General features: G+C 42.4%; 16 protein-coding genes and 1 pseudogene. 5 read left to right on the plus strand and 12 right to left on the minus strand.

Going from position 1 to position 21,680, the window contains the following annotated elements; translation table 11 throughout:
• Positions 1-483: 483 nt before the first annotated feature.
• The 3 genes from H6G03_RS39140 to H6G03_RS16310 form a co-directional block, all read right to left on the minus strand.
• Positions 484-1,218, minus strand: a complete 735-nt coding sequence (locus H6G03_RS39140) for an acyltransferase (RefSeq protein WP_190465494.1) — start codon at positions 1,216-1,218, stop codon at positions 484-486.
• A 220-nt stretch (positions 1,219-1,438) separates the two neighbouring features.
• Entirely contained in the window at positions 1,439-2,155 is a 717-nt protein-coding gene (locus H6G03_RS16305; RefSeq protein WP_190465496.1) for a TVP38/TMEM64 family protein, read from the minus strand.
• 114 nt (positions 2,156-2,269) lie between these two features.
• On the minus strand, positions 2,270-3,268 hold the full coding sequence (locus tag H6G03_RS16310) for a glycosyltransferase family 2 protein (protein WP_190465497.1): 999 nt from the start codon (positions 3,266-3,268) through the stop codon (positions 2,270-2,272).
• A gap of 320 nt (positions 3,269-3,588) precedes the next feature.
• Here H6G03_RS16310 and H6G03_RS16315 point away from each other — a divergent pair, with 320 nt between their 5' ends.
• The 3 genes from H6G03_RS16315 to H6G03_RS16325 are packed head-to-tail and all read left to right on the plus strand — an operon-like array spanning position 3,589 to position 8,390.
• Positions 3,589-5,361: a glycosyltransferase family 39 protein gene (locus H6G03_RS16315; RefSeq protein ID WP_190465499.1), complete on the plus strand. Its 1,773-nt coding sequence runs from the start codon at positions 3,589-3,591 to the stop codon at positions 5,359-5,361.
• A complete protein-coding gene (locus H6G03_RS16320; RefSeq protein ID WP_190465502.1) occupies positions 5,358-6,572 on the plus strand; it encodes a glycosyltransferase in 1,215 nt (404 codons plus the stop codon). Before H6G03_RS16315 ends, H6G03_RS16320 begins: the two co-directional genes overlap by 4 nt.
• Positions 6,573-6,632: 60 nt before the next feature.
• Positions 6,633-8,390 (plus strand): glycosyltransferase family 39 protein, encoded by a 1,758-nt coding sequence (locus tag H6G03_RS16325; protein ID WP_190465503.1) that lies wholly within the window; start codon positions 6,633-6,635, stop codon positions 8,388-8,390.
• Between the two features lie 198 nt (positions 8,391-8,588).
• Here the strand turns inward: H6G03_RS16325 and H6G03_RS38085 are convergent.
• The 3 genes and pseudogenes from H6G03_RS38085 to H6G03_RS16340 form a co-directional block, all read right to left on the minus strand.
• Positions 8,589-9,134, minus strand: a pseudogene (locus tag H6G03_RS38085) (DNA methyltransferase); the annotation flags it as partial.
• Between the two features lie 155 nt (positions 9,135-9,289).
• Complete coding sequence (locus H6G03_RS16335; RefSeq protein ID WP_190465505.1) at positions 9,290-9,898, minus strand: DUF3318 domain-containing protein; 609 nt, start codon at positions 9,896-9,898, stop codon at positions 9,290-9,292.
• An 86-nt stretch (positions 9,899-9,984) separates the two neighbouring features.
• Positions 9,985-11,553, minus strand: coding sequence for a NupC/NupG family nucleoside CNT transporter (locus H6G03_RS16340; RefSeq protein WP_190465507.1), 1,569 nt, complete (start codon positions 11,551-11,553; stop codon positions 9,985-9,987).
• Between the two features lie 280 nt (positions 11,554-11,833).
• On the opposite strand from H6G03_RS16340, the gene H6G03_RS16345 reads away from it, so the two are divergent.
• The gene (locus H6G03_RS16345; RefSeq protein WP_190465508.1) at positions 11,834-12,100 is read left to right on the plus strand and encodes a hypothetical protein; all 267 of its coding nucleotides are present in this window, start codon (positions 11,834-11,836) and stop codon (positions 12,098-12,100) included.
• A 358-nt stretch (positions 12,101-12,458) separates the two neighbouring features.
• Positions 12,459-12,623: a hypothetical protein gene (locus H6G03_RS16350; protein WP_190465511.1), complete on the plus strand. Its 165-nt coding sequence runs from the start codon at positions 12,459-12,461 to the stop codon at positions 12,621-12,623.
• Here the strand turns inward: H6G03_RS16350 and H6G03_RS16355 are convergent.
• The 6 genes from H6G03_RS16355 to H6G03_RS16380 form a co-directional block, all read right to left on the minus strand.
• Positions 12,608-14,086 carry a PAS domain-containing sensor histidine kinase gene (locus H6G03_RS16355; RefSeq protein ID WP_190465513.1) on the minus strand — a complete coding sequence of 493 codons (1,479 nt, stop codon included), beginning with the start codon at positions 14,084-14,086 and terminating at the stop codon, positions 12,608-12,610. The genes H6G03_RS16350 and H6G03_RS16355 overlap by 16 nt on opposite strands.
• A gap of 589 nt (positions 14,087-14,675) precedes the next feature.
• Positions 14,676-17,084 carry a WD40 repeat domain-containing protein gene (locus H6G03_RS16360; protein ID WP_190465515.1) on the minus strand — a complete coding sequence of 803 codons (2,409 nt, stop codon included), beginning with the start codon at positions 17,082-17,084 and terminating at the stop codon, positions 14,676-14,678.
• Positions 17,085-17,127: 43 nt separating this feature from the next.
• Positions 17,128-20,622, minus strand: coding sequence for a type ISP restriction/modification enzyme (locus H6G03_RS16365; protein ID WP_190465517.1), 3,495 nt, complete (start codon positions 20,620-20,622; stop codon positions 17,128-17,130).
• Positions 20,623-20,873: 251 nt separating this feature from the next.
• On the minus strand, positions 20,874-21,083 hold the full coding sequence (locus tag H6G03_RS16370) for a DUF6887 family protein (RefSeq protein ID WP_190465519.1): 210 nt from the start codon (positions 21,081-21,083) through the stop codon (positions 20,874-20,876).
• Entirely contained in the window at positions 21,080-21,262 is a 183-nt protein-coding gene (locus H6G03_RS16375) for a DUF6888 family protein (protein WP_190465522.1), read from the minus strand. The genes H6G03_RS16370 and H6G03_RS16375 overlap by 4 nt, the downstream gene beginning before the upstream one ends.
• A gap of 36 nt (positions 21,263-21,298) precedes the next feature.
• Positions 21,299-21,538 (minus strand): type II toxin-antitoxin system Phd/YefM family antitoxin, encoded by a 240-nt coding sequence (locus tag H6G03_RS16380; RefSeq protein ID WP_190465523.1) that lies wholly within the window; start codon positions 21,536-21,538, stop codon positions 21,299-21,301.
• Between the last annotated feature and the right edge of the window lie 142 nt (positions 21,539-21,680).

The following is a 21,680-nucleotide window of genomic DNA, read 5'->3' on the forward strand; positions in this document are numbered from 1 at the left end:
TCGCCACAGAATAAGTATGCAAAATCTCAGTTATCTAGGATTAGTACATACTTACGTGCTTGATTTGTTGTGTAATATCATAAACAAGTCGGAGAAAAACTACCATACATCCAGCTGCTACTTTACAGATTCTTTATATTAACCGCGTCATTTCCGATTCTGGAATAATGAAAGAGAGCTAAAAGCCTTACATAGCTTAACTTTGGAGGCTATAACTCTGCCGAAATAGCTAGTTTGCAGATCGAAGAAGCCAACGCAATCATGGGTATTCTAGGATTTGATAATTGAAAATATTCTCAATAATCTTTTGTATATTTTTATTAAGAAACAATCAAACCCTTATCTGGCAATCATTATTGCATTTAGGTATTTTTCGGGGTAACTGAGATAATTTTAAAAATTGTGTGAAAAGACAATCTCAGGAACGGGGGTTTTAAGCATATTTACTTAGACAAAGTGGCGATCGCACTTACGCTTAAGCCTCTAGCTATAAATCACCCGATCGCGCCGATCGGGGTTATTTTTGTCGATCGTCTTAATTACACGAGCTGGAACACCCGCCACCACCGTATGCGGTGGTACATCTTTCGTCACAACAGCACCAGCAGCGACAACCGCACCCTTACCTACGCGAACGCCATCAGTAACGATCGCCCCAGCACCTAACCAAACGTCGTCCTCAATTACGATCCCCTCAGCAGTGATACCTTGTTCTACAAAAGAGCGAGTCGGATCGTCAAAAACATGATTGACGGCGAGAATTTGAGTGAAAGGGGAAGTATAGACGCGATCGCCAATCTCCACCCCCCCTTGTCCGCGAATCACAGTATATTCGCCTACCAGACTATTTTTGCCAATTTTGATACCAGCATTAGGCAAATCGCGAAAGTTGTAAACGTGGAGAAGCGCTCCGTGCATGACGATGGTATCGCGACCAATTTCGATGCCATTCGAGCAAGCGTGTAAATAAACACCTTTATCTAAGTAAGCACCGTGACCGAGTTTGATGTTATCAGCAAAACGCAAGCGCACCCCATCTTCGATCGCCGCAACACCATCCATACGCAGAATTAAGCGGTAAAGTACAGCGCGGATTGCGATACCCAGTATTGTCGGTATCCCACCCACCAGAAAATATAGTATCTGTTCGAGGATATACCTTCCCAATCCGGAAGCTTGACGACTGATATAAAGACGCAAACCATCAATAATAGACATAAAAATTGCGAATCTAAACAGATTTACACAAAATTGAATTTGAGAATTTTTTTACCGCAGATGGACGCAGATAAATTTAGATATTTATCGATTTTTCGCATAGCTTATTAGAGCCTATCCAAAAAACTTTACTTTGACCGACTAAACAAATCAATACATCTGCGTTTATCTGCGTTCATCTGTTATCATCTGCGGTAAAAAAATCTCCAAACCCTACTTTTTAGATAGATTTATTCTCATCCTCAATATCTGCCGAATCCAAGCGCTGCTGCTCAATATCCTGCAAAGCTTTTTGAGGGAAGGTACGGCGGCGTCGATACCAAGTAGCACCGCCTACCAGCATACCAGTTAAACACAACGCTCCCATCAATGGCAAAACATCGCCAGTTCTGAGTGCTTGCAAACCAGAACTACCCAATAATACAAAAGGTAAAATTCCGGGTACTGTGCCGAGAATTGTACCCAAAAGGTAATCGCGAAAGCTAATCGATGTCAATCCTGCTGCAAAATTGACTAAACCGTAAGGAATAATCGGTAGCAACCGAATCGCAAACATATAAAACAATCCCCCTTGCTGCATTTCAGCATCCATTGCTTGCCAGCGCCCCGCCAGCTTTTGGGCGACTAATTCTCGTCCGGCGGTGCGGGTAAAAGCAAAGGCTACTACGGCGGCGATTATGGCTGCAATACTTGTCCAAAGCGTACCCAGCCAAGGGCCAAAAATTGCACCACCGGTAAGATTGAGTGCAGTTGAAGGCAACACCAATACTGTGGCTACTGTATATAATCCGATATAAATAATCGGTGCCCAAATGCCAGATTGCTTGAGCCAATCTTGTAGCTGATTTTGGTTGATGCCGCCCAGTAGGTAGACTGCTAATCCAGTGGCAACTAGGCAGACAATAACGATCGCAAAAATACCGCTTTTAAATTTCAAGGCTACCTCGACGCTTCTTACCGAATGAACAAACAATTTTAGATTTTTCTATCCAAGTCCCTAGTTTTAATTAGGCTATCCCAAATCTAAAATCCCAAATCTAAAATCCCAAATCTAAAATTGATTCATTGTTTCGCGCCGATCGGTCACTACTGGCAGCACACTGCTTTGATCGAAGCCGTAACATTCGCGCACAAAATAAAGGGGACGACCTTTGACTTCCTCGTAGATACGACCCAGATATTCACCCATAATACCGAGAGTCAGGAGTTGGATACCTCCTAAAAATAATACGGCTACCATTAAGGAAGCATAACCTGGCCAATCGATCCCGAAGATTAAAGTGCGAATAATCAGAAAGCTGGCGTAAATAAATGAAATTAGGGATATACAAAAGCCAATGTAGCCCCAAACCTTCAAGGGAACTAAGCTAAAGGAGGTAATTCCGTCGATCGCAAAGTTCCAAAGTCGCCAATAGTTCCACTTTGTCGTTCCTTTGTAACGTTGGGGGCGATCGAATATAACTGATGTTTGCTTAAAACCAACCCAAGCAAATAAACCTTTCATAAACCGCGTTCTTTCTGGCATTTGCTTGATGGCTTCTACGACACGCCGATCGAGTAAGCGAAAGTCGCCGGTATTGGAGGGAATGGGAACGCGACTCATGCGACCGATCGACCAGTAGAAAGCTTTTGCAGTCAAGCGTTTCAGCAAACTTTCTCCCTCACGCGATCGCCTTGTTGCATAAACTACATCATAGCCTTCCCGCCACTTAGCAACCAGTTCCTCGATTAATTCTGGCGGATCTTGCAGATCGGCGTCGATCGGTACTACAGCTGCTCCGGTGCTGTAGTCGATCCCGGCGGTGAGGGCGACTTCCTTACCGAAGTTACGGGATAAATTGACTACTTTGATTGCTGGGTCAAGAAGATGATGCTCGATCAGACACTTGAGTGTGTTGTCTTTACTGCCATCATTGACGCAAACGATCTCGTAGCTGGTGTTCATCCGATCGAGTACCTTGTGCAGCCGTTCAAACAGGTAGTCGATATTGGGTTCCTCATTGTAAAGGGGAACTACTACAGAGATTTCTATAGGGTTTGAATAAACCATTGTCAAAAACCCACTTAGCTATATTTTTAAATAATTCTAGGTTTGTTGAGAAAGATACAGAAATTTGGCGCTGGGTAGAGCAATAGTCAATTTCTGGATATCACAAATTTATCCTATTTTTCACAATTTATCTGTTTTTTTGGATAATCTTCACAAATTTACCGTTAAAATAACAGTTGTTTAACAGTCGAGTAAAGATAACCTCGTCAGGATAGCTTGATTTTGTATATCTTGCTTAAGATGCCAAAAGTAAGTGAAGATTATTTAAATATGTTAACTAAGCCGAGCTTAATGAAAATTACGGTATTGTGAGAAAATTTATGGCAAAAAACGGAAAAGAGGCAGGCAGCAACCCGATCGAAACCAACTTCTCAATTCCGATATCCGGAATACCCCTTTCCCTAGAAATACTATCGATCGCAGCCATAGCGATCGGCATTCTGTTACGCTTGTTGAACTTGGGTAGCCGGGAATTTTGGTACGACGAAGTTCTATCGCTGGTCATCTCTACAGGTCAAAAGATTCACTACCAAACACCCCCCTCTGTACCTGTAGCTTTGAGTGACTATACACCATTGCTGAGTTTACCGACAGAATCCGGATTGGGCGATATCCTGCAAACGGTAAGAAACGTACTCAAAGGACTGCTGAGCGATCCTCATCCACCGCTTTCGTATCTGAGCCTTCATATTTGGCTGCGTCTGTTTGGTAATAGCGAAGCGGCTTTGCGGAGTGTGATGGCATTGTTCGGCGTAGCAGCGATCGCCTGCGCTTACGGACTGGGAAAAACCTTACTGGGACATCGCGGCGGACTGCTTCTGGCAGCACTGCTGGCGACAAATCCTTTTTATTTATCTCATTCACTAAATGCCAGGATGTACGCGCCACTGATTTTGTGGACAATCTTAAGCGCTTGGGCAATGCTGGAACTGATGACGCCAAATTCGCGCATAAACTCGCAACTTTCACCAGAAAATCACCCAAAAACCGACAAAAAACAAATTTTGTGGAGTATAGTTCTGAGCGTTTCTGTAGCAGCTGGGATGCTAACCCAATACCTGTTTGCGTTTTGGTTGATGACGCTAGGCATTTTTGTGCTGCTATTCGATCGACGACAATGGTGGCAGCACGGATTGCGTCTGGGTGCAGGTGTAGCGCTAACCCTTCCGTGGGTGCTTTGGGGCACTAGGCAGCAGATCCGTAATGCCGCTTACGTAGTCGGTCAGGTGAGCAGTTCGACGAATGCCGCACTCAAACACTTACAGGATATTACTCAGACGCTGGGAGCTCACTTAATACTGGGAGATTGGGTAACGAGTTTACCGGATGCGATCGCAATAGTCGCCGGTTGCATTGCTATTGCGGTGCTGGCAGCTTGTACAATTAGCCTTTGGAAACACGCACATCGGGAATTGACGATCGCTCTGGCACTGGGAATCTTACCTTTATCGATCGCTTGGACGGTAGATATCCTGACCAACAAATTTACGGTAGGCTTTGGTTGGGGTAGAGCAATGAGCTTTATTCTGCCGGGATGTCTGCTGTTACTGGCATTATGTCTGGAACGGAAACCGCCCGCAGTTGACCTGCAAACGAGCCAAGATCGGAAAAACGACTGGCGTAAAGCGGCAGCAGCTGGGCTGTTGCTGTTGTATCTTACGATTAGTATTGGCGATTTCAGTCTCAGACAGCGCTGGGTTTTCCATTCGATCGCCAACGTTATAGCAAGAGAAGCAACAACCCCCACTTTAATTGCCATTAACTCTAAAGCTTGGGGACACGTTCTGCGCTTAGCTTACTATATTCCCCCATCCTCACCCGTAATGCTTTTATCCGAAAACCCCGATCGGTTGGCAGATTCTCTAGAAAAAGTACTGACATCCGCAGAAGCTTCCCAATATCGTCGCCTCATCTGGTTAGATAGTGTTAATCCCGTATGGTCTCGTCTCAAAACAGAAGCTGAAAAGATCGCGGCAAAACAGCGCATTCAACAAATTTTGCAAAAGCGGTTTAAGTCGATCGAAACGCGGCAGTTAACGGGAACTATGAACATTGATGGGTTCACCCTCAACCTTTATAATCGTTTTTCATGAATTCCAGCCCAACTAACTCTCTTTTACCAGTACCATCCGGTTCTTTACAGATTCCTGAATCTAAGTTTGCCGCAGCAAATGGAAACGGACATTACTTGAGCTTTTCCCTGGTGATTCCCACTTATAACGAGAGTAAAAATATCAAGGAAGTTATTCAAACCTTGAGCGGTTTGCTAGATAACTTTATCGCAGGTGACTACGAGCTAATAGTAGTAGATGATGATAGTCCCGATCGCACTTGGGAAGTTGCACAATCTCTCATCCCGGATTATCCCCAACTGCGGGTGATGCGCCGTCAGGAAGAACGAGGACTTTCCACCGCCGTGATTCGCGGTTGGCAAGTGGCAAGAGGGCAAATCTTGGCGGTAATTGATGGCGACCTTCAGCATCCCCCGGAAGTGCTGTTAAAACTTTTGGCAGCTATTGAGGAAGGTGCGGACTTGGCAGTTGCCAGTCGCCATGTGGAAGGCGGCGGTGTCAGCGAGTGGAGTTTTGCGAGACGATTTTTATCGCGTGGGGCGCAGATGTTGGGGTTAATTTTGCTACCGGAGGTGATAGGTCGCGTTTCCGATCCGATGAGCGGTTATTTTATGGTAAGACGCAGTTCGATCGCGATGCGATCGCTCAATCCGCTGGGATACAAAATTTTGATTGAGGTACTCGGTCGCGGCAAAATTGGCCAAATTACGGAAGTGGGGTATGTGTTTCAAGAACGTCAGGAAGGCGAGAGCAAGGTAACTTGGAAACAATACGTGGAGTACCTGGGTCATCTGCTGCGGTTGCGCTTCCACCTCTGGCCGATCGGTCGGTTCTTACGATTTGCTGTGGTAGGTTTGAGTGGGGTATTTGTGGATATGCTAGTGCTTTATTTACTTCACGACCCCAGTGCGCTCGGTTTGGGTTTAACTCGCAGTAAAATTATCTCTGCCGAAATCGCGATTATCAATAACTTTTTGTGGAACGATGCTTGGACTTTTGGCGATATGGCAAGTAAACAGCGAGGTTGGCGCAAGCGTTTGAAGCGGTTTCTCAAATTTAATATCGTTTGTTTGATGGGATTGATGCTAAATGTGCTGCTGTTGAATGTGCTGTATAACTTTTTGCATATTCACTATCAGTGGGCTAATTTAATTGCGATCGCAGCTGTGACTTTCTGGAATTTCTGGATTAATCTCAAGCTCAGTTGGCGCGTCACTGAAATTAAAAATTAAAATTGGGCGGACATAATCTCCCTCCCCCACTCCAGGTATCCCCCACTCCCCTCCCACTTTATGCGTAACTCCAGTTTAATTCTGATAGTATGGTTTGCGATCGGTACCTGGTTGCGCTTCACCAACTTGGAATTGAAATCGCCCTGGACGGATGAGTTTTCCACAATGGTCTTCAGTCTGGGGAATAGTTTTCGCAATGTCCCGCTAGATCGAGCGATCGCACTCGATGTTCTCATGTCGCCGCTTATACCCAAAGATGCCGGTACGGGGGAAGTGGTGCAACACTTATTATCGGAAAGTAACCATCCTCCACTTTATTTTGTACTGGCTCACTTGTGGATGAAATTATTTCCTCAAAATGACGGATTGATTTCTCTATGGGTAGCGCGATCGCTTCCAGCTATACTGGGTGCAGCCTCTATTCCAGCTATGTACGCATTGGGGTACATTGCAGCGCGATCGCGTTTGGTCGGCCATTTAGCCGCCGCAATGATGGCGGTGTCGCCCTACGGTATTTTTTTAGCACAAGAAGCCCGTCATTACACTTTAGCAATTCTGTTTGCGATCGCTTCCCTTGCCTGTCTGCTAATTGCTGTCCGCCACATCGAAGCGCAGAAACCTCTGTCTTTTTGGTTTTCGATAAGTTGGATTGCTATTAACACTTTGGGAATTGCCAGTCATTATTTTTTCGTTTTTACTTTGTTAGCAGAAGCGTTAGTATTACTAGCATTTTTGCTGATTAATTGGCGAACCGAACATCGAAAACACCAAAACAGTAACTCGCTCAAAAATATACCAAAAACTAATTACGAAAATCAATCTAAATCCGCAATCCAAAATTTCAAATCCCTAATCGCTGTCGCCATTACAACATTGTTGGGGGGATTGATTTGGTTACCTGTTTGGCAACACAACTATAATAGCGAACTCACAGCATGGATAAAAAATAGCGATCGCGTCGGATGGGAGTGGATAAATCCTATATTTCAATTACTTGCTGCCTGGATTACAATGCTATCTCTGCTACCAGTAGAAGTGACATCATTACCGATAGTAATAGCTTCCGGTTTGGTGATGATAATATTTTTTATTTGGGTAGTACCTCTACTCATTCGGGGTATCAAAAAAACCTTGACAAAAGCGATCGATCGCCAATATGTTTTGCTATTTAGCAGTTTTGTTACAACCAGCATAGTATTATTTTTAATCGTTACCTATGGTTTCGGAATTGACCTCACTCGCGGTGCAAGATATAACTTTGTCTACTTTCCCGCTGTCATCCTTTTGGTAGGCGCAAGCCTAGCTGAAGAAGTCAAAAGTCAAAAATTAAAAGTCAAAATAATGAATTTAAAAAGTTATTTTTACTTGGCGAATTTTCAGCTTGCCATTATTTTGTTGATGGGATTCCTAAGTGCGCTGACAGTGACTTTCAATATGGGTTATCAAAAATATTATCGTCCGGATTTATTAGTGCCCGTAATTCAAAAAAATTCTCAATATCCAATAGCGATCGCCACTACTCACAAAACCCATGTACAAACTGGAGAAATGATGGGTTTAGGTTGGGAATTTCAACATTTGTCTGATTTGGAAATATCTAAAAAACCATTATTTATTTTAGCTCATCAAGATAACGATAATTCAATTTTACCCACAACAATATTGCAAAAAGCACTGAGTAAACTTCCCCGCCCTTTGGATTTATGGCTGGTGAATTTCCAAGCGCCTCAAAATGTGAAAGCACAAAATTGTTTTCCCAGTTCTCAAACTTTACCATTTGTAGATGGCTACGATTATCAATTGTATCGCTGCAATTGAAAAATAGTAGAGAGACTAAAATATTGTGCGATCGCATTTAATTTTTATTTATGTCAAAGTTACTCTTGCATTTCACGTTCCTCTTGCTCTTGTGCTTTCTCAAATGCAAGCACATCGCTTCCTTCAGCTTCAACATTAAACTCAATACGGCATAACGTTGAATAATAGAAAAAATATTATTTGTAAAATCATGTTTCATTATGGCCATAAAATAGTTTTCCTATGTCCATTTATCGATTGGCGATCGTCTTTAAAACTATTCTTACGAATGTATGTTTTATCTGGTGGGAGTAAAGGTTCTCCATTTATTTCTTCCATACCTAGAACGCGACGAAGACCTATCTTGATATACTGTAACTGACTTTCGATGCCGATCGACTTCCGTCCCAGCCGTTTAGCAACAGCACAGGTAGTAAATGAACCGCAAAAGGGATCTAGCACTAAATCGCCAGGATTGCTACTAGCCTTTACAATTCTTTCAAGAAGAGCTTCTGGCTTTTGGGATGGATGGTCTTCATATTCAGGCATACGATAGCGAACACGCGGAAAATTCCAAACATTTCCCGGTACTTTTGTTGTATTATATGGAGTGGGAACTGGTTTTCGATAATCTACCAGTTTTCTTTGAGCGCCCGTTTTGGCTTCAACTTTTATCTCTTCTGAGTTAAAAATATATTTTTTAGGATCTATTACGCAATAAAGTATTGGTTCATATGTAGAACCGAAATATTTTTTAGCTTGTACTCATGTTTTAAAAATGCCTTTGACAGATACGTAAGCCTTGTATTTGTAATAGTTGTAGTAGGTTAGGTTGAGAAACGAAACCCAACCTAACGAATCAATACTCAAAGGATTTTTGACTTTTGACTTTTGACTTTTGACTTTTGACTTTTGACTTTTTATTCGCGTTTGATGGTTTCGGGGACACCCATTGGGGAAAGACCGGCGATCGCTCTCAGGTTTTGGCAACGCAGCAATTCGATAAAATTTAAGTTGAAACGACCTTCGATTTTGGCGACAGCTTCGATCGCAGATAACAAATTTTGGGCTGCTTCTACGTCGCTGTAACCGCGCCGTTGCGCTATTTTGAGCGCTGCTTCGTCAGCATCGAGTTGGGACTGAGAACTGCGAGTGTTGCGCCATATTTGGGTGGTAGCAAGCGCGGTGAGTCCACCAGCAACCAGCACACCCACTGCATCCCTCTGTACGAGTTCCGCCATTGCGCCCAAAAATCCAGCGACAGCAACACCTTGATAAATATCCGGCTTAAACCATTTGATGCCAGTCAACCAACTGACTGTCCGCAAAAGTAGCATATCTCGCTGCGGTCTGGTTAGCCGACTCCACAGGTCGAAATTAATCCAAATCGGTCTTTCCCCAGACCAGGGTAGCGGAAATTGAGTTTCAATGACTTTCGGTAGCTCCGGTTTGCTGATAATTTTAGTCATCATGCGACCGGAGGCAGGCATTAAATCTAAGAGGCGGCGAATTTCAGTTGTAGGCTCCATATATTGATTTTAGATTTTAGATTTTAGATTTTAGATTTTAGATTTTTATTAGTCAGGAATCTAAAATCTAAAATTGTTGAGTCTGTTTAACGCTGTGGTGCAGGAGTTGGAGCGCTGTTTGTTGCGGGCTTGACAGTTGGTGCAGTTTGTGAGGGTGTTGGTGCGGCGCTGTTCGGCTTGGAAGGTGGAGATTGGATTGAGGTTGGTGCGGAAGTAGGAGCGGGAGCTTGCTTTTCACCCAAGATGCTGGGGTTGCCGGTATCGAAGACGCCTGCAATACAAGCGATCATTATAGTTGCTAAAGTACCGACAAATAAAGCTTTCCAACCCAATTCGGAAATATCTTTGCGGCGGGAGGGAATTAGAGCGATCGTACCGCCGACGAAAATACCCACAGAGGCAAGATGGGCAAATCCAGACAGCGCGTAGCTGACAATTAAAACCGTGCGATCGCTCACCTGTCCTGTTGCGGCTGCTTCTGCTAAAGATTGGTAGGGAGGAATCGCTGTTTCCAAGAGTCTGCGGCCAATAATCACCGCCGCTGTCCAAGATTCGTCAAAAGCTACTCCGGTTAACAGAGTCACGGGATAAAATAAGACACCTTGAATATTTTGTAAGGTAACAACTTTAAAAATGCTACCAACGGGAGCGGGTAAGCTAGCCAGGAAGCCAAAAAATTGATTAATTAAAGAAACAAAACCCAAGATTAAAATCAGTACAGCAGCGATCGCCACTGCCATCTTTACCCCATCCAACGCTCCGACAATGGCTGCATCCAAAGGGCTGACTCGCTCGATCGGTTCTCCTCCCACTGTCTCTTGTTTGATATTGCCTAAATCTTCATCCAGAGCCTCGTCCATTGCTTCGTTGCCGAGTTCCGTACCGCTGAATTTTCTACTGTCTTTGGCAGCTTTTTCTTCTTGGGGAATACCGCCAGCCGTGAGAGGAACTTCTGTTTCCGGAACTAAAATTTTTGACAAAACGAAACAAGCGGGTATAGCCATAATAGAAGCCGATACCAAATGCCCCAAAATGTTAGGAAAAACTGGTTTAAGGAAACTTACATAAATTGCCAGTGTGGATGAAGCTGCTGTACCGAAACAACAAGACAAAATGGCAGCAAGCTCGCTGCGAGTCATTTTGGGTAAATAAGGCTTAACAACAATAGCTGCTTCAATGCCCACAAAAATATTAGCGGCTCCGCTCAATGCTTCGGCTCCGCTCAAGCGCATGGTGGCATAAAATATTTTGGCAAAAACTTCGGTGATGATTTGAATAACACCGATATTGTAGAGCAATGCCATCAGCCCGGAAAAGAAGATCACTGTGGGGAGTGCGCGAAAGGCAAATATATAACCGAGATTTACGGGAGGTGCTACATCGGGTCTGGGGACTATATTAGCGCCAAAGACAAATCTAGCTCCAGCATCTGCCGCAATAAATACACTATCCAATAAGTTACTAAAACCTTGCAAGAGGTCTCTGGTAATCGGAACTAGAAAAACAAAAGCTCCCAGAAGTAGTTGCAAAGCGATGCCGGATATAATCACGCGCCAGGGAATGATGCGACGGTGTTCGGAAAATAACCAGGCGATCGCACACAAGCCAAATATGCCAAAAAAGGAAATTATATTCAAGTAAAAGGGATGGGACATGGGTAGATTCCTTGGTGGAACGATACGAGTTCAAAATTCTGATGAGCTTGAAATGAGAAGTTTACCGATAAATTGGCCGATCGAAGGCAGGGCAGGATACACCCAAGATAATAATCGTATAAGTGAGCTGCTGCTGCACGAGTGGTGATGCAAAATCAAGTAAGAAGTTCCGAATTAGGTAAAGTTTAAGATTCCTTTGCCGTTGGTACTCCCCATCTCAGATATCATATCTGCGCTCATAAAGTTGATAATGGGCTCAAGACCCCAGGAAGTTTGACTCATGGAAGCTTTTGCCCCAATTCCGCCCGACTGGACACAAGCAGCGACTCACGCCCACGAGTTCCGCTGTCCCACTTGCCACTGTACCTGTATGGAAGCTGAGCGAGTCTGGATTAATAGGCGATCGCCAGTCTATACCGAAGATTACCGCAAAAAGTGGCAGGAATTCTACCACTGCCAGTGCGGTTCAGTGTGGTGGGCGTGGAGTACCGAACGTCCCCCTTCTGAGTTTGCCAATCGCGAACCTCAGATGGACAATCCTTTTTGATGAGATGCGCTAGCAGGTAGCCCGCCGTTTTCCTCTCAGGCGAAAGCTTGGGTAGCGGCGGGCTATACAAATTTTTATTCTGTTTTTGGAAGGATGAATAAAGAAGAACTAACTGAAAAACAACTGGCGGTTTTAGAAGAAATTCGCGAAATAGTCACAATTGGCGAACAAAAGCTTCAAGACTTTAGCGCCGAATCAGCAAAAATAGAGTAAAAATGGCGACGGAAAGCAGAAGCTAAACGCGCTGCTGCTGCACAAAAACAAGAAGTTTGAATAGTGTGGGAAAGGCGATCGCTAGTCGAGTTCTGGGCACTAAAATAGCTGTAAATATACTTAAAAATCGTTTGGAGGATTGGCAATGACATCGGAAGTACCCAATGAAAAAAGAAAGGAATTGTTAGAAATCCTTGAAATGGCGAAGATTGCTGAACAAAAAGCTAAAGAAATGAGTGATTTTGCTATGGCGATGCTGGAAAAAGACGAAGCTTGGTATAAAGCGGGGTTATGTCATTTAGACTGCTGAATTGGTATTTCAATGATAAATTTAGTTCCTTGTGTGGGTGCAGAAATACAAGTTAATTTTCCCCGGTGCTTTTCTACTACAATTTGATAGCTAATTGACAAACCAAGCCCAGTTCCAACACCAACAGGTTTGGTAGTAAAAAAGGGGTCGAATATTTTTTTGCGTACCTCTTCTGTCATGCCGCTACCGTTATCTGCGATCGCTATTTTCACCCTTTCTTTTCCGACAATTTGAGTGCGAATCAAAATGGTAGGTTTTACTAAAAGGGATTGGTTATCTTCCTCATTGTTTATACCCAATTTGCTATTTTGCATTTCTAAAGCATTGTTCGTGAAGCGAGATGAGATGGCATCGATCGCATTACTGAGTATATTCATAAATACCTGGTTAAGTTGCCCTGCATAACATTCCACCAAAGGCAACTTGCCATATTTTTTCACAATTTGAACTCCTGGATGTTTTCCTCGTGCTTTCAGTCGGTTTTGCAAAATTAGCAGCGTGCTATCAATTCCTTCGTGCAAATTGACCTCTTTCTTCTGCGCTTCGTCTAGGCGAGAAAAATTTCGCAAGCTAGCAACTACCTGACAGATGCGATTTGTCCCCAAATTCATCGAATTCAGCAATTGCGGCAAATCTTCAGCCACAAAATTTAAATCTTGCGACTCTATTTCCGCTTGAATTTCCGAGACGGGATTGGGATAGTATTGTCGATATAGCTCCAAAAGATGTAATAGATTTTTGGTATATTCGTTGATGTGAATCAAATTCCCATAAATAAAGTTAATCGGATTGTTAATTTCGTGCGCTACTCCAGCTACCAGTTGACCGAGCGAAGACATTTTTTCGGCTTGAACGAGTTGAGATTGTGTTTGTTTTAGTTGGTTCATCGCTTGTTCCAAGTGTTCGGCATTTTTTCTTAACTCGTCCTGCGATCGCTTGAGCGCTTCCTCTACTTGCTTGCGTTCGGTGATATCAAATCGAATTGATAAATACCGGACTGGTTTGCCTGCTTCATTTAAAAACGGCACAATAGTAGTATCTACCCAATAATAAGTTCCATCTTTGGCTTTATTCTTGATTTCACCTTTCCAGACTTTTCCCGCCCTTATAATAGACCACATTCGGCGGAAAACTTCTTTGGGGTGATAACTGGAATTTACAATCCGATGATCCTGTCCGATCAGTTCTTCTGGCAAATATTTGGAAATTTTACAAAATGTGTCATTTACATAGGTAATTTTTCCCTTAGCGTCTGTTATCGCTACGATCGCTGCTCGATCTAAGGCAAATTTTATGTCTGATAATTCTTTTAGTGTTTGCCGAATTAACTCATCACTATATTTGCGTTCCGCTACCGCAACAGCGTAAGCTTGGATGGCATCTTCTTCCTTACTTAACATTGTTCCCTTTAAAAAATCTGTGCTTTTCAATACATTTTCCTCGGCCACTTGCTTGCGCTCCATATTTTTTTCTCCTACCAACCTCATGGTAATTTTTCTTTTAAGATTTAAAACTTTTACCTACTCCAATATAAAAATTTACACGCGCTTACCTTTTGTCTTATCAGCGTGTAAAAGAGAGCCCCCGAATTTTCAAATCATAATCACAATTTACTATTTGCTGTCAATCTCTGTTTATAAATAGAAATATTATGAGCGTTTAAAATAAACTTTCAATGGATTTTTTTAAAAGGTATAAACTTTCATTAAAATAAATTTAAGCCGATTCATTAATTTTACTTCCTTACCCCTAGAAGAAGATTATGTATGCTTTTTTCCCTTCTGCTCTTCTGGGGTAATCATAAACTTGGATTCTGGTATATTAGCACACAAAATTAAAACGTTCGTATGACTAAAATGGGAAAGTGTAAATTTTGCCTTCGATCGAATCGAAATCAGTTAATAATTTTAGCAGCTATTCCCTTTGTAATTTGGCAGCTAAAGCAGCAGGTAGTTTAGCGAGAAATTCTGCCTGCTGTTCAGGCGACATACTGGTTAATCCTGTTTTAAAATCGCTCATATTAACTCCGATATTATATAGATGTTTCTGTGTTTAAAATTCTGGTTGTGTCAAACCCTCCAAACGCAGGAAATGCAGCCTTCCCGATCGCTCTCCCGCGACAATTGTCACGCCATCCGGTGCAACAGCACAAGATTCTAGACCATCTTCTGCGGTGAAACTGGCGATCGCTTCCAGACTTGACAAATTCCACACTTTGAGCGTGGTGTCATCGGCAACAGAAACCATGAAATTGCCATTAGGTGAAATTGCCAGAGCGTTTACTTTTTTAAAATGACCGCTTAAAGGAATTGGTGATTTTCTGGTTTCTAGATTCCAAATTTTGAGATTGACATTATTTTGATTATCTGTTCCGTAAATAATTCGCTTCCCATCAGGCGTAATTGCCACAGCATTAACTTTTCTGGGGTCACCAGTGAAAGTAAATAATTCTTTTCTGGTTGACAAATCCCAAACTTTTAGAGTGTGATTATCTCCATCTAAACTATCTTCTGGGCCAAAATAAGGGCTGCTACCGCAAGCAGAAACCATCCGCTTTCCATCAGGGGTAATTGCAATAGCAGTCACCGCAGTCATATGACCGCTGAGAGTAAAAATTTGTTTTCCTGTTTGCAAATCCGAGATTTTGATATCGCCATGCGATCCATAAATTATCCGGTTACCATCGGGTGTGAATGTGACTGGATCTAACCAACTGCAATTGGCGACCAAAGAAAGCAGTTCCTCGCCTGTTTCGATTTTCCATAGTTTGAGATTTTTATTATCTAAACCCGAAATTATCTGTTTGCCATCCGGTGCGATCGCCATAGCATTCACAAACTTGCTTTTATGACGAGAAAATGTAGAAACTTCCTGTTTCGTTGACAAATCCCAAACTTTGATAGTGTTGTCTCTTAAGCCAGAAATTACCCGTTTTCCATCAGGTGTAATTACCAGCATTGTTACCGGGCTACTATAAATAGCGGGGGTAGAAAGTTGCTCTTTCGGTTCTAAATTCCAAAGTTTGAGCGTATTGTCCCTCGACGCAGAAATTACTAGCTTACTATTGGGATGTAAGGCGACAGAAGTTATCCGATCGGTATGACCGATTAAATTAATTAACTCTTGTCCTGTTTCCAAATCCCAAACTTTGAGAGTTCTTTCTGTAGCATTGGCGATCGCCTTCTTACTATCTGGCGTAACTGCGACCAAATATAAAGGATGATTGGTATATTGAGTGTAGCCGGTCAGCTTAAACAGTTCCTCACCTGTTTGTATATTCCAGACTTTGAAACTGCTTTTACCAAGACCTTCATAAGGGCCAGAAATGATTTTTTTGCCATTTGGTGTAAATGTTACAGCGGCGATCCAATCCCTATGAGTTGCGTGCGTAACTAGGGCTTTTCCTGTTTCCAAATCCCAGATACTTGTGTTGTTCCACGAAACAGAGATGATGCGATTGTTGGAAATTGCTGCTACCGCCCTAAAACCGCGATCGTCTCCAAAAGATAGCAGTTGTTCTCCGCTTTCCAAATCGCAAACTTTGATGTTTTTTTCATCAGTACCAAAAATTAAGTGCTTGCTATCTGGCGTGAAGGCGATCGCTTCATTTTTCATCCCCGTCGAAACTGAAAAAGTAAAAACTTCTTCTCCAGTTTCCAAATTCCAGACTTTGCGAGTTTTGCCCCAAGAACCGGAAATCATCCGTTTCCCATTTGGCGTGATGGAAATAAATTGTATACCACCAGTATCATCGTTTAAAGTAAATAATTCTTCCCCTGTTTGCAAATCCCAAACTTTGAGAGTACTGTCCCAAGAACCGGAGATTACTTTTTTGCCATCTGGGGTAATGGCGATCGATTCTACCGAATTAACATGACCGCTGAGAGTAAAAACTTCCTGTTCTGTTTGCAAATCCCAAACTTTCAGCGTCGTATCAGATGAACCGGAAACAAATCGCCTACCATCCGGTGCGATCGCCACTGCATTTACCGCGCCCGTATGACCTGTAAACGTGCGTAGCAAGCAACCACCGGGATGCACCAAGCTAGCAGTTAAAGGACGCAACCAAGGCGAATCGCACTCCTGTTTAGCTACTTCCAACATCGCCTGAATTTCTGGAACTGGAAAAGATTGCAAACGCCCCAATAATTGCGCTGCTAGTTGCGTTTTATCTTCATTTATGATATGTGCTGATAGGCGAATCGCGGCTTGAATTAATCGCAAACAATGCTTTTGTTCTGCGTCAAGGGGAAAATTCGGATGCAAAGCGAATTTGTAATCGTCAATTAGCTGCTGCGGTGGGAAAGCAGAAATTTTGGCTTTGATAAAATCGAAATCAGTTAATAATTTTAGCAGTGGTCCGCTTTGGGATTTAGCAGCTAAAGCAGCAGGTAGTTTGGCGAGAAATTCTCCCTGCTGTTCTGGCGACATACTGGCTAATTTGGTTTTAAAATCGCTCATATTTACTCCATTTTTAAATTTATCTGAAAATTCATTATAAAATTTATTTCCATTTATATGATGCTTGCTTAATGTTCTGGTAATTTTCATCTAAAGAGGATTGTAATAATAAAATTGCGGCGATGCGACGCGCCATATTCATTACTTCGCGCACCTCGTCTTTAGTTAGCGATCGCCCTAATAATTTTTCCTCTCGATAGGAAAGCCATTTTTTGATTACCTGATAGCCACCAATTGTATATTCCCACACATTTATCGGGATATTTTTCCAAAAAGCTAGTTCATTTAGGTAAATATCACAGGTATTTTTACCAAGTAAATTTAGGACTATTTCCGATGATAAACCTTGTGCTTTTGCGCCTTCTTCAATACCAGCAATTTCTTCAGGCGTGTAAGGACGGGTGATGATTTTTCCCTTCCCAGGCATTGTAACATTGTTTTGGCCGGAATAACCCCAACCAGCCGTAATTGCTAAGTCACCAGTATCGGGGTTTAGTTGTCCGCCACCAGTACGGGAAATAATCGCGATCGCTTTTAATTCTAATCTAATTTTTCCCGATGTTACCCCAATTACCGGATTTTCTGTATCGAGTAATGCAGCTATTTTTTTCCCTAGTTCGGCTGATTCTAACAACAAACCTTTATAATTAGGTAAAGGTATGCGCGGCCAATTATCGCGAATACCATCAGCATTTTCAGTTAAGTATGTTGGGGAATAACCAATTGCTAAAGCGTGCATCCAAATCAATCCTGCTGTATCAGCATTAGCGTCGGGATTTGTAATACCCAATTGGCTAAGATAAGTACGAGTATTAGTAGAAATATTAGCCGTTGGCGTAGTATTTAAAATTGCATCTACATCAAAAAGAGTATTTTGTTTAGTTACTTTTCGGCTAGTTTTTGTTTGTTTAGGACGAAGCAGGATTGGAAAATGTCGCGCATGACCGGAAATACAATCATAATCGCAAACTAATCGCGAAAAATAGAAAGGTGAACCTTCAAAATTTCTATCTGCCGTGTCGCGAGTAATTACAAAACAGTTTTGGGGAATCTTTTGCATTGCTAATAAATCTGGGCTGGGGCGAGAAAAAAGCGGTTGAATATCGGCATCTAAATAAGCTAATCGCAGATCGAAAGGTTTGAATGGATAGGGAACTATTTTAGACGAATCATAAGATATTTTACCTTTTAATTTAGCTCTAGTAGCTTCTGCTTTAAATTCTCCAGATGATTTCATCCAACGGGGCGCAATTTCTCGGATTTCATTATCAGATTTATCAACATCTAAATAGACTGATAGTATTTCTAAATCTGCTTTTTCGCTGGCAAAAACAATTAGAGAGTTGCCACGCCGTTCAACTGGCCCATTAAAAGGTTCGCTCCCACACAAATCAACTAATTTAGGCCATTCTAAATAGTGAGAACCTACATTAGACGGACGGAAAGAGTAACGACTATTTCGATCTGGTTTTGCCAACTCATATTCGGCATCAAAATCTTGAGAATTCAGGCTATCAAGCAAATCTATCCGTTTATTTACACCCCAAAAATGTCGAAAACGAACTAATGGTTTGTCGGTGCGCTTTTCCTGACGTACTAGGAGAGCGATCGCAGTTCCTACCCGAATCCCTTCTCTGTTATACTCAGTAGAAAATACGCTAGGATCTGGCTTACCTTCTGGTGTCAACTTACCAGTTTCCCGGCTATCCCCATTCATGCAATCAAACCAAAGTTTATCGAACTCACTTAGAAACCTTTGCCGCATTACCACAAAAGATGGATCGCCCAAATAAGAAAAATTGGAAATATAACAAACTACACCTTTATTAGTTTTTTCAGCAATCCTTTGTTCGGCTAATCTAAGAAAACGAATATAGAGATCGTCTAAATTAAATTTCTTAATTCCCCACTCAGAAATCAACCCTTCCTTATAAGTTTCCACTAATCCTTGTTCTTCCTTTGGACTAACACCAGCAAAAGCATTATAAGGTGGATTGCCAAGAATTACCAAAATCGGCTTTTCTCGTTTCACTTCATCTGCTGCATCCCGTTCTTGCTTCAATTCAGGAAAATTAAATTCCAGTTGTTTGATTTGCTTTTTCCCATCTTCATCTGGCGGTTCCCATCCCGTCAGCGCATTGGTAAGGTATACTCCAACTCGTTCTTTTTCATCCACCAAAGGTACACCAAGATTTTGCAAAATTAATCCTAATTGTAAGTGCGCCACTACAAATGGTGCTGTCAAAATCTCAAACCCAAAAACTCGTTTAATAGCCGCTTCCTTCACCTCATAACTACCCAAAGCATCCTCACCTTTGTCTTTCAAAGTTTCAGCAATCTGCTTTAAAACTTCCACTAAATAAGCACCAGTACCACAGCAAGGATCGAGTATATAAACATTCGGATCTGCCAAACCATCTTCAATTCCCAATTCTTCTTTTAACACCGTATCCACACGGCTAACCATGTATTTTACCACCTCTGGCGGCGTGTACCAAACACCTAATTCTTTGCGTAATTCCGGATCGAAAGCTTGCAAAAATGGCTCATAGAAATACTGCACGGCTTGCCCTTCCTCAAACTTAGCAAAAAACTCTTCGACGCTGACGCGGTTTAATGATGTCCCCGTCCACTCCAATACTTCTACTAATCCCAATGCTTTCAATTTTCTCGGATCGGAAATTTGATAAAAAAGCGCTTGAATCATCGGTACATGGAGATAGTAAGCAGCAGTTCTCCAATCGAATTTATCTTGGCGGTTTGGGTTTTCCTTATGCCACAGCACCCAAGCCGAAAAAATACTATAAAATAATGTTTGTACTAAAGTTGAACGGAAAAAGCGATCGCCTTTTTCACCCTCAAATTTTACCCCTAGCGCTTCTTCTAAAGCAGTGCGAACATTAGCTAAAGCAGGAATATCTGTATTTTCGATCCGAAATTTAGCATCGCGGGCGTAGGAAGCCAAAAACCAAGCTACATCTTCTGGTGCAGCTATTGGTGCGGCGGAAAGCATGACTCGTTTGAGGTATTCTAAAAAGCGATCGCCTTCTTGTTGAGCAAACTGACTTGGATTAGCAACTTTAGCCCAAAAATCTGTTTCACTGCTTGCCAAACGATAACTTTCTAGTTCGATCGCTTTCCCATTTTCATCTTGTCCAATTAATAGAAAATCGCGATAATTAGTCACTAAAACCTGTCTGTATTTCTGCCAATACTTAGAAACCTGTTCCGTCTTGCTAATTTCCCAAACATCATCCTGAGTTCCCTTAACTTCAATTACTCCCCGTTCGGGATTTTGGGGATCGAGAGGTTCAGCATCAGACGATCTCTGAAACTGATTAGCCGTGAAAAGTCCACCATCAGGAAGTCCGCCACCTTGATTTTTCAGACTAATAATACAACGAACTTTTGGTTTTAGAGTTTTACCAATCTCGTTAAAAAGACTTTCTAATGCACCATAGTAAGAAGTCTCTTTTACTGCTGCACCAGAAGAACGGATATCCCGCAGATTGCGAAGGTAGGTTTCGAGTGGGTTCATAGTATGTTTTGATACTAGATTCAGTATTGCATAAGCCACCTACCCGATCGCCTATTGCGTCAAGCAGGTTAAGATAAAAATTGTAAACTACCAGGTTATCTTACTTACCAATAACGAGTGACTGCATAATTGTCTAGCACTGTATCTACGCTAACGATCGTAGCCAGAGAAACCCGGTTTCTTGAAGAAACCGGGTTTCTGACCTCATCATGGACTAAAAGGTACGTTGTTGCGCTGTCTTCGCCAAACCCTTATTCATTTTGATGTAATTTCTCTCTCAAAATAGCTTCAACTTCGCTTTCTGGATTCGCAAGATCGAAAGGATAAGGTTGAAGATTAGCGGGATTGCGACGACTCATTAATACTTCCAATGCGGCGCGAAAGGCTTCCTCATCATTTCTATGTTCCGAAAGATACTGTTTTAACTCAGCATTCGACATTTGAGGCAAATTCGGTGTCATAGCACAAACTCCCAACTTCCTTCTTCATCAATTATCACCGCAATCTCATCTCTGCTTCCAGCCTGGATGTAAATCGTTTTTAACTTGCGATCGTAACGGAAAATTTGGATTGGTTGGTACAAGTTGGAAAGCAACTGGCAAAGAAATATCGCTGTATCTGACTGTTTTCGCGTCGGCAAATTGCAACTCCTGAAGTTACACCAAGCTGCATTAAATCATAGCGTTTGTGGCATATAATCTTGAAAGTCTTCTAAGTGGGTTTCGTCTTCGGATATTATAGTTAGGGTTCCGATCGCACTACCCGGTTGGCGAGGTTTGCGCGGTGGTGGCAGTTCCCCAATCAGTCTGGCGACAGTGCGATCGCCTTCCAAAATCTGCAATTCTTCACCCGGTTGCAGGCTTGCAATCAGTTCGGGTAAACGGAGTTGCGCTTCTGCTAATGTAATCCGTGTCATTGTTTTGTTTTTCTACGCGATCGCTCTTGCTTAATTTTACCGAAAAACTGGGTTTAAAGCCTCCCCCTTCTAGGGGGACTTTTTCTGATTCTGTATCCATGATAGAATTATTTATGTTGGACAATACAACGTAAATGCTGGT

Origin of the sequence: Aerosakkonema funiforme FACHB-1375, from assembly GCF_014696265.1 — a bacterium.
Classification (GTDB): Bacteria; Cyanobacteriota; Cyanobacteriia; order Cyanobacteriales; family Aerosakkonemataceae; genus Aerosakkonema; species Aerosakkonema funiforme_A.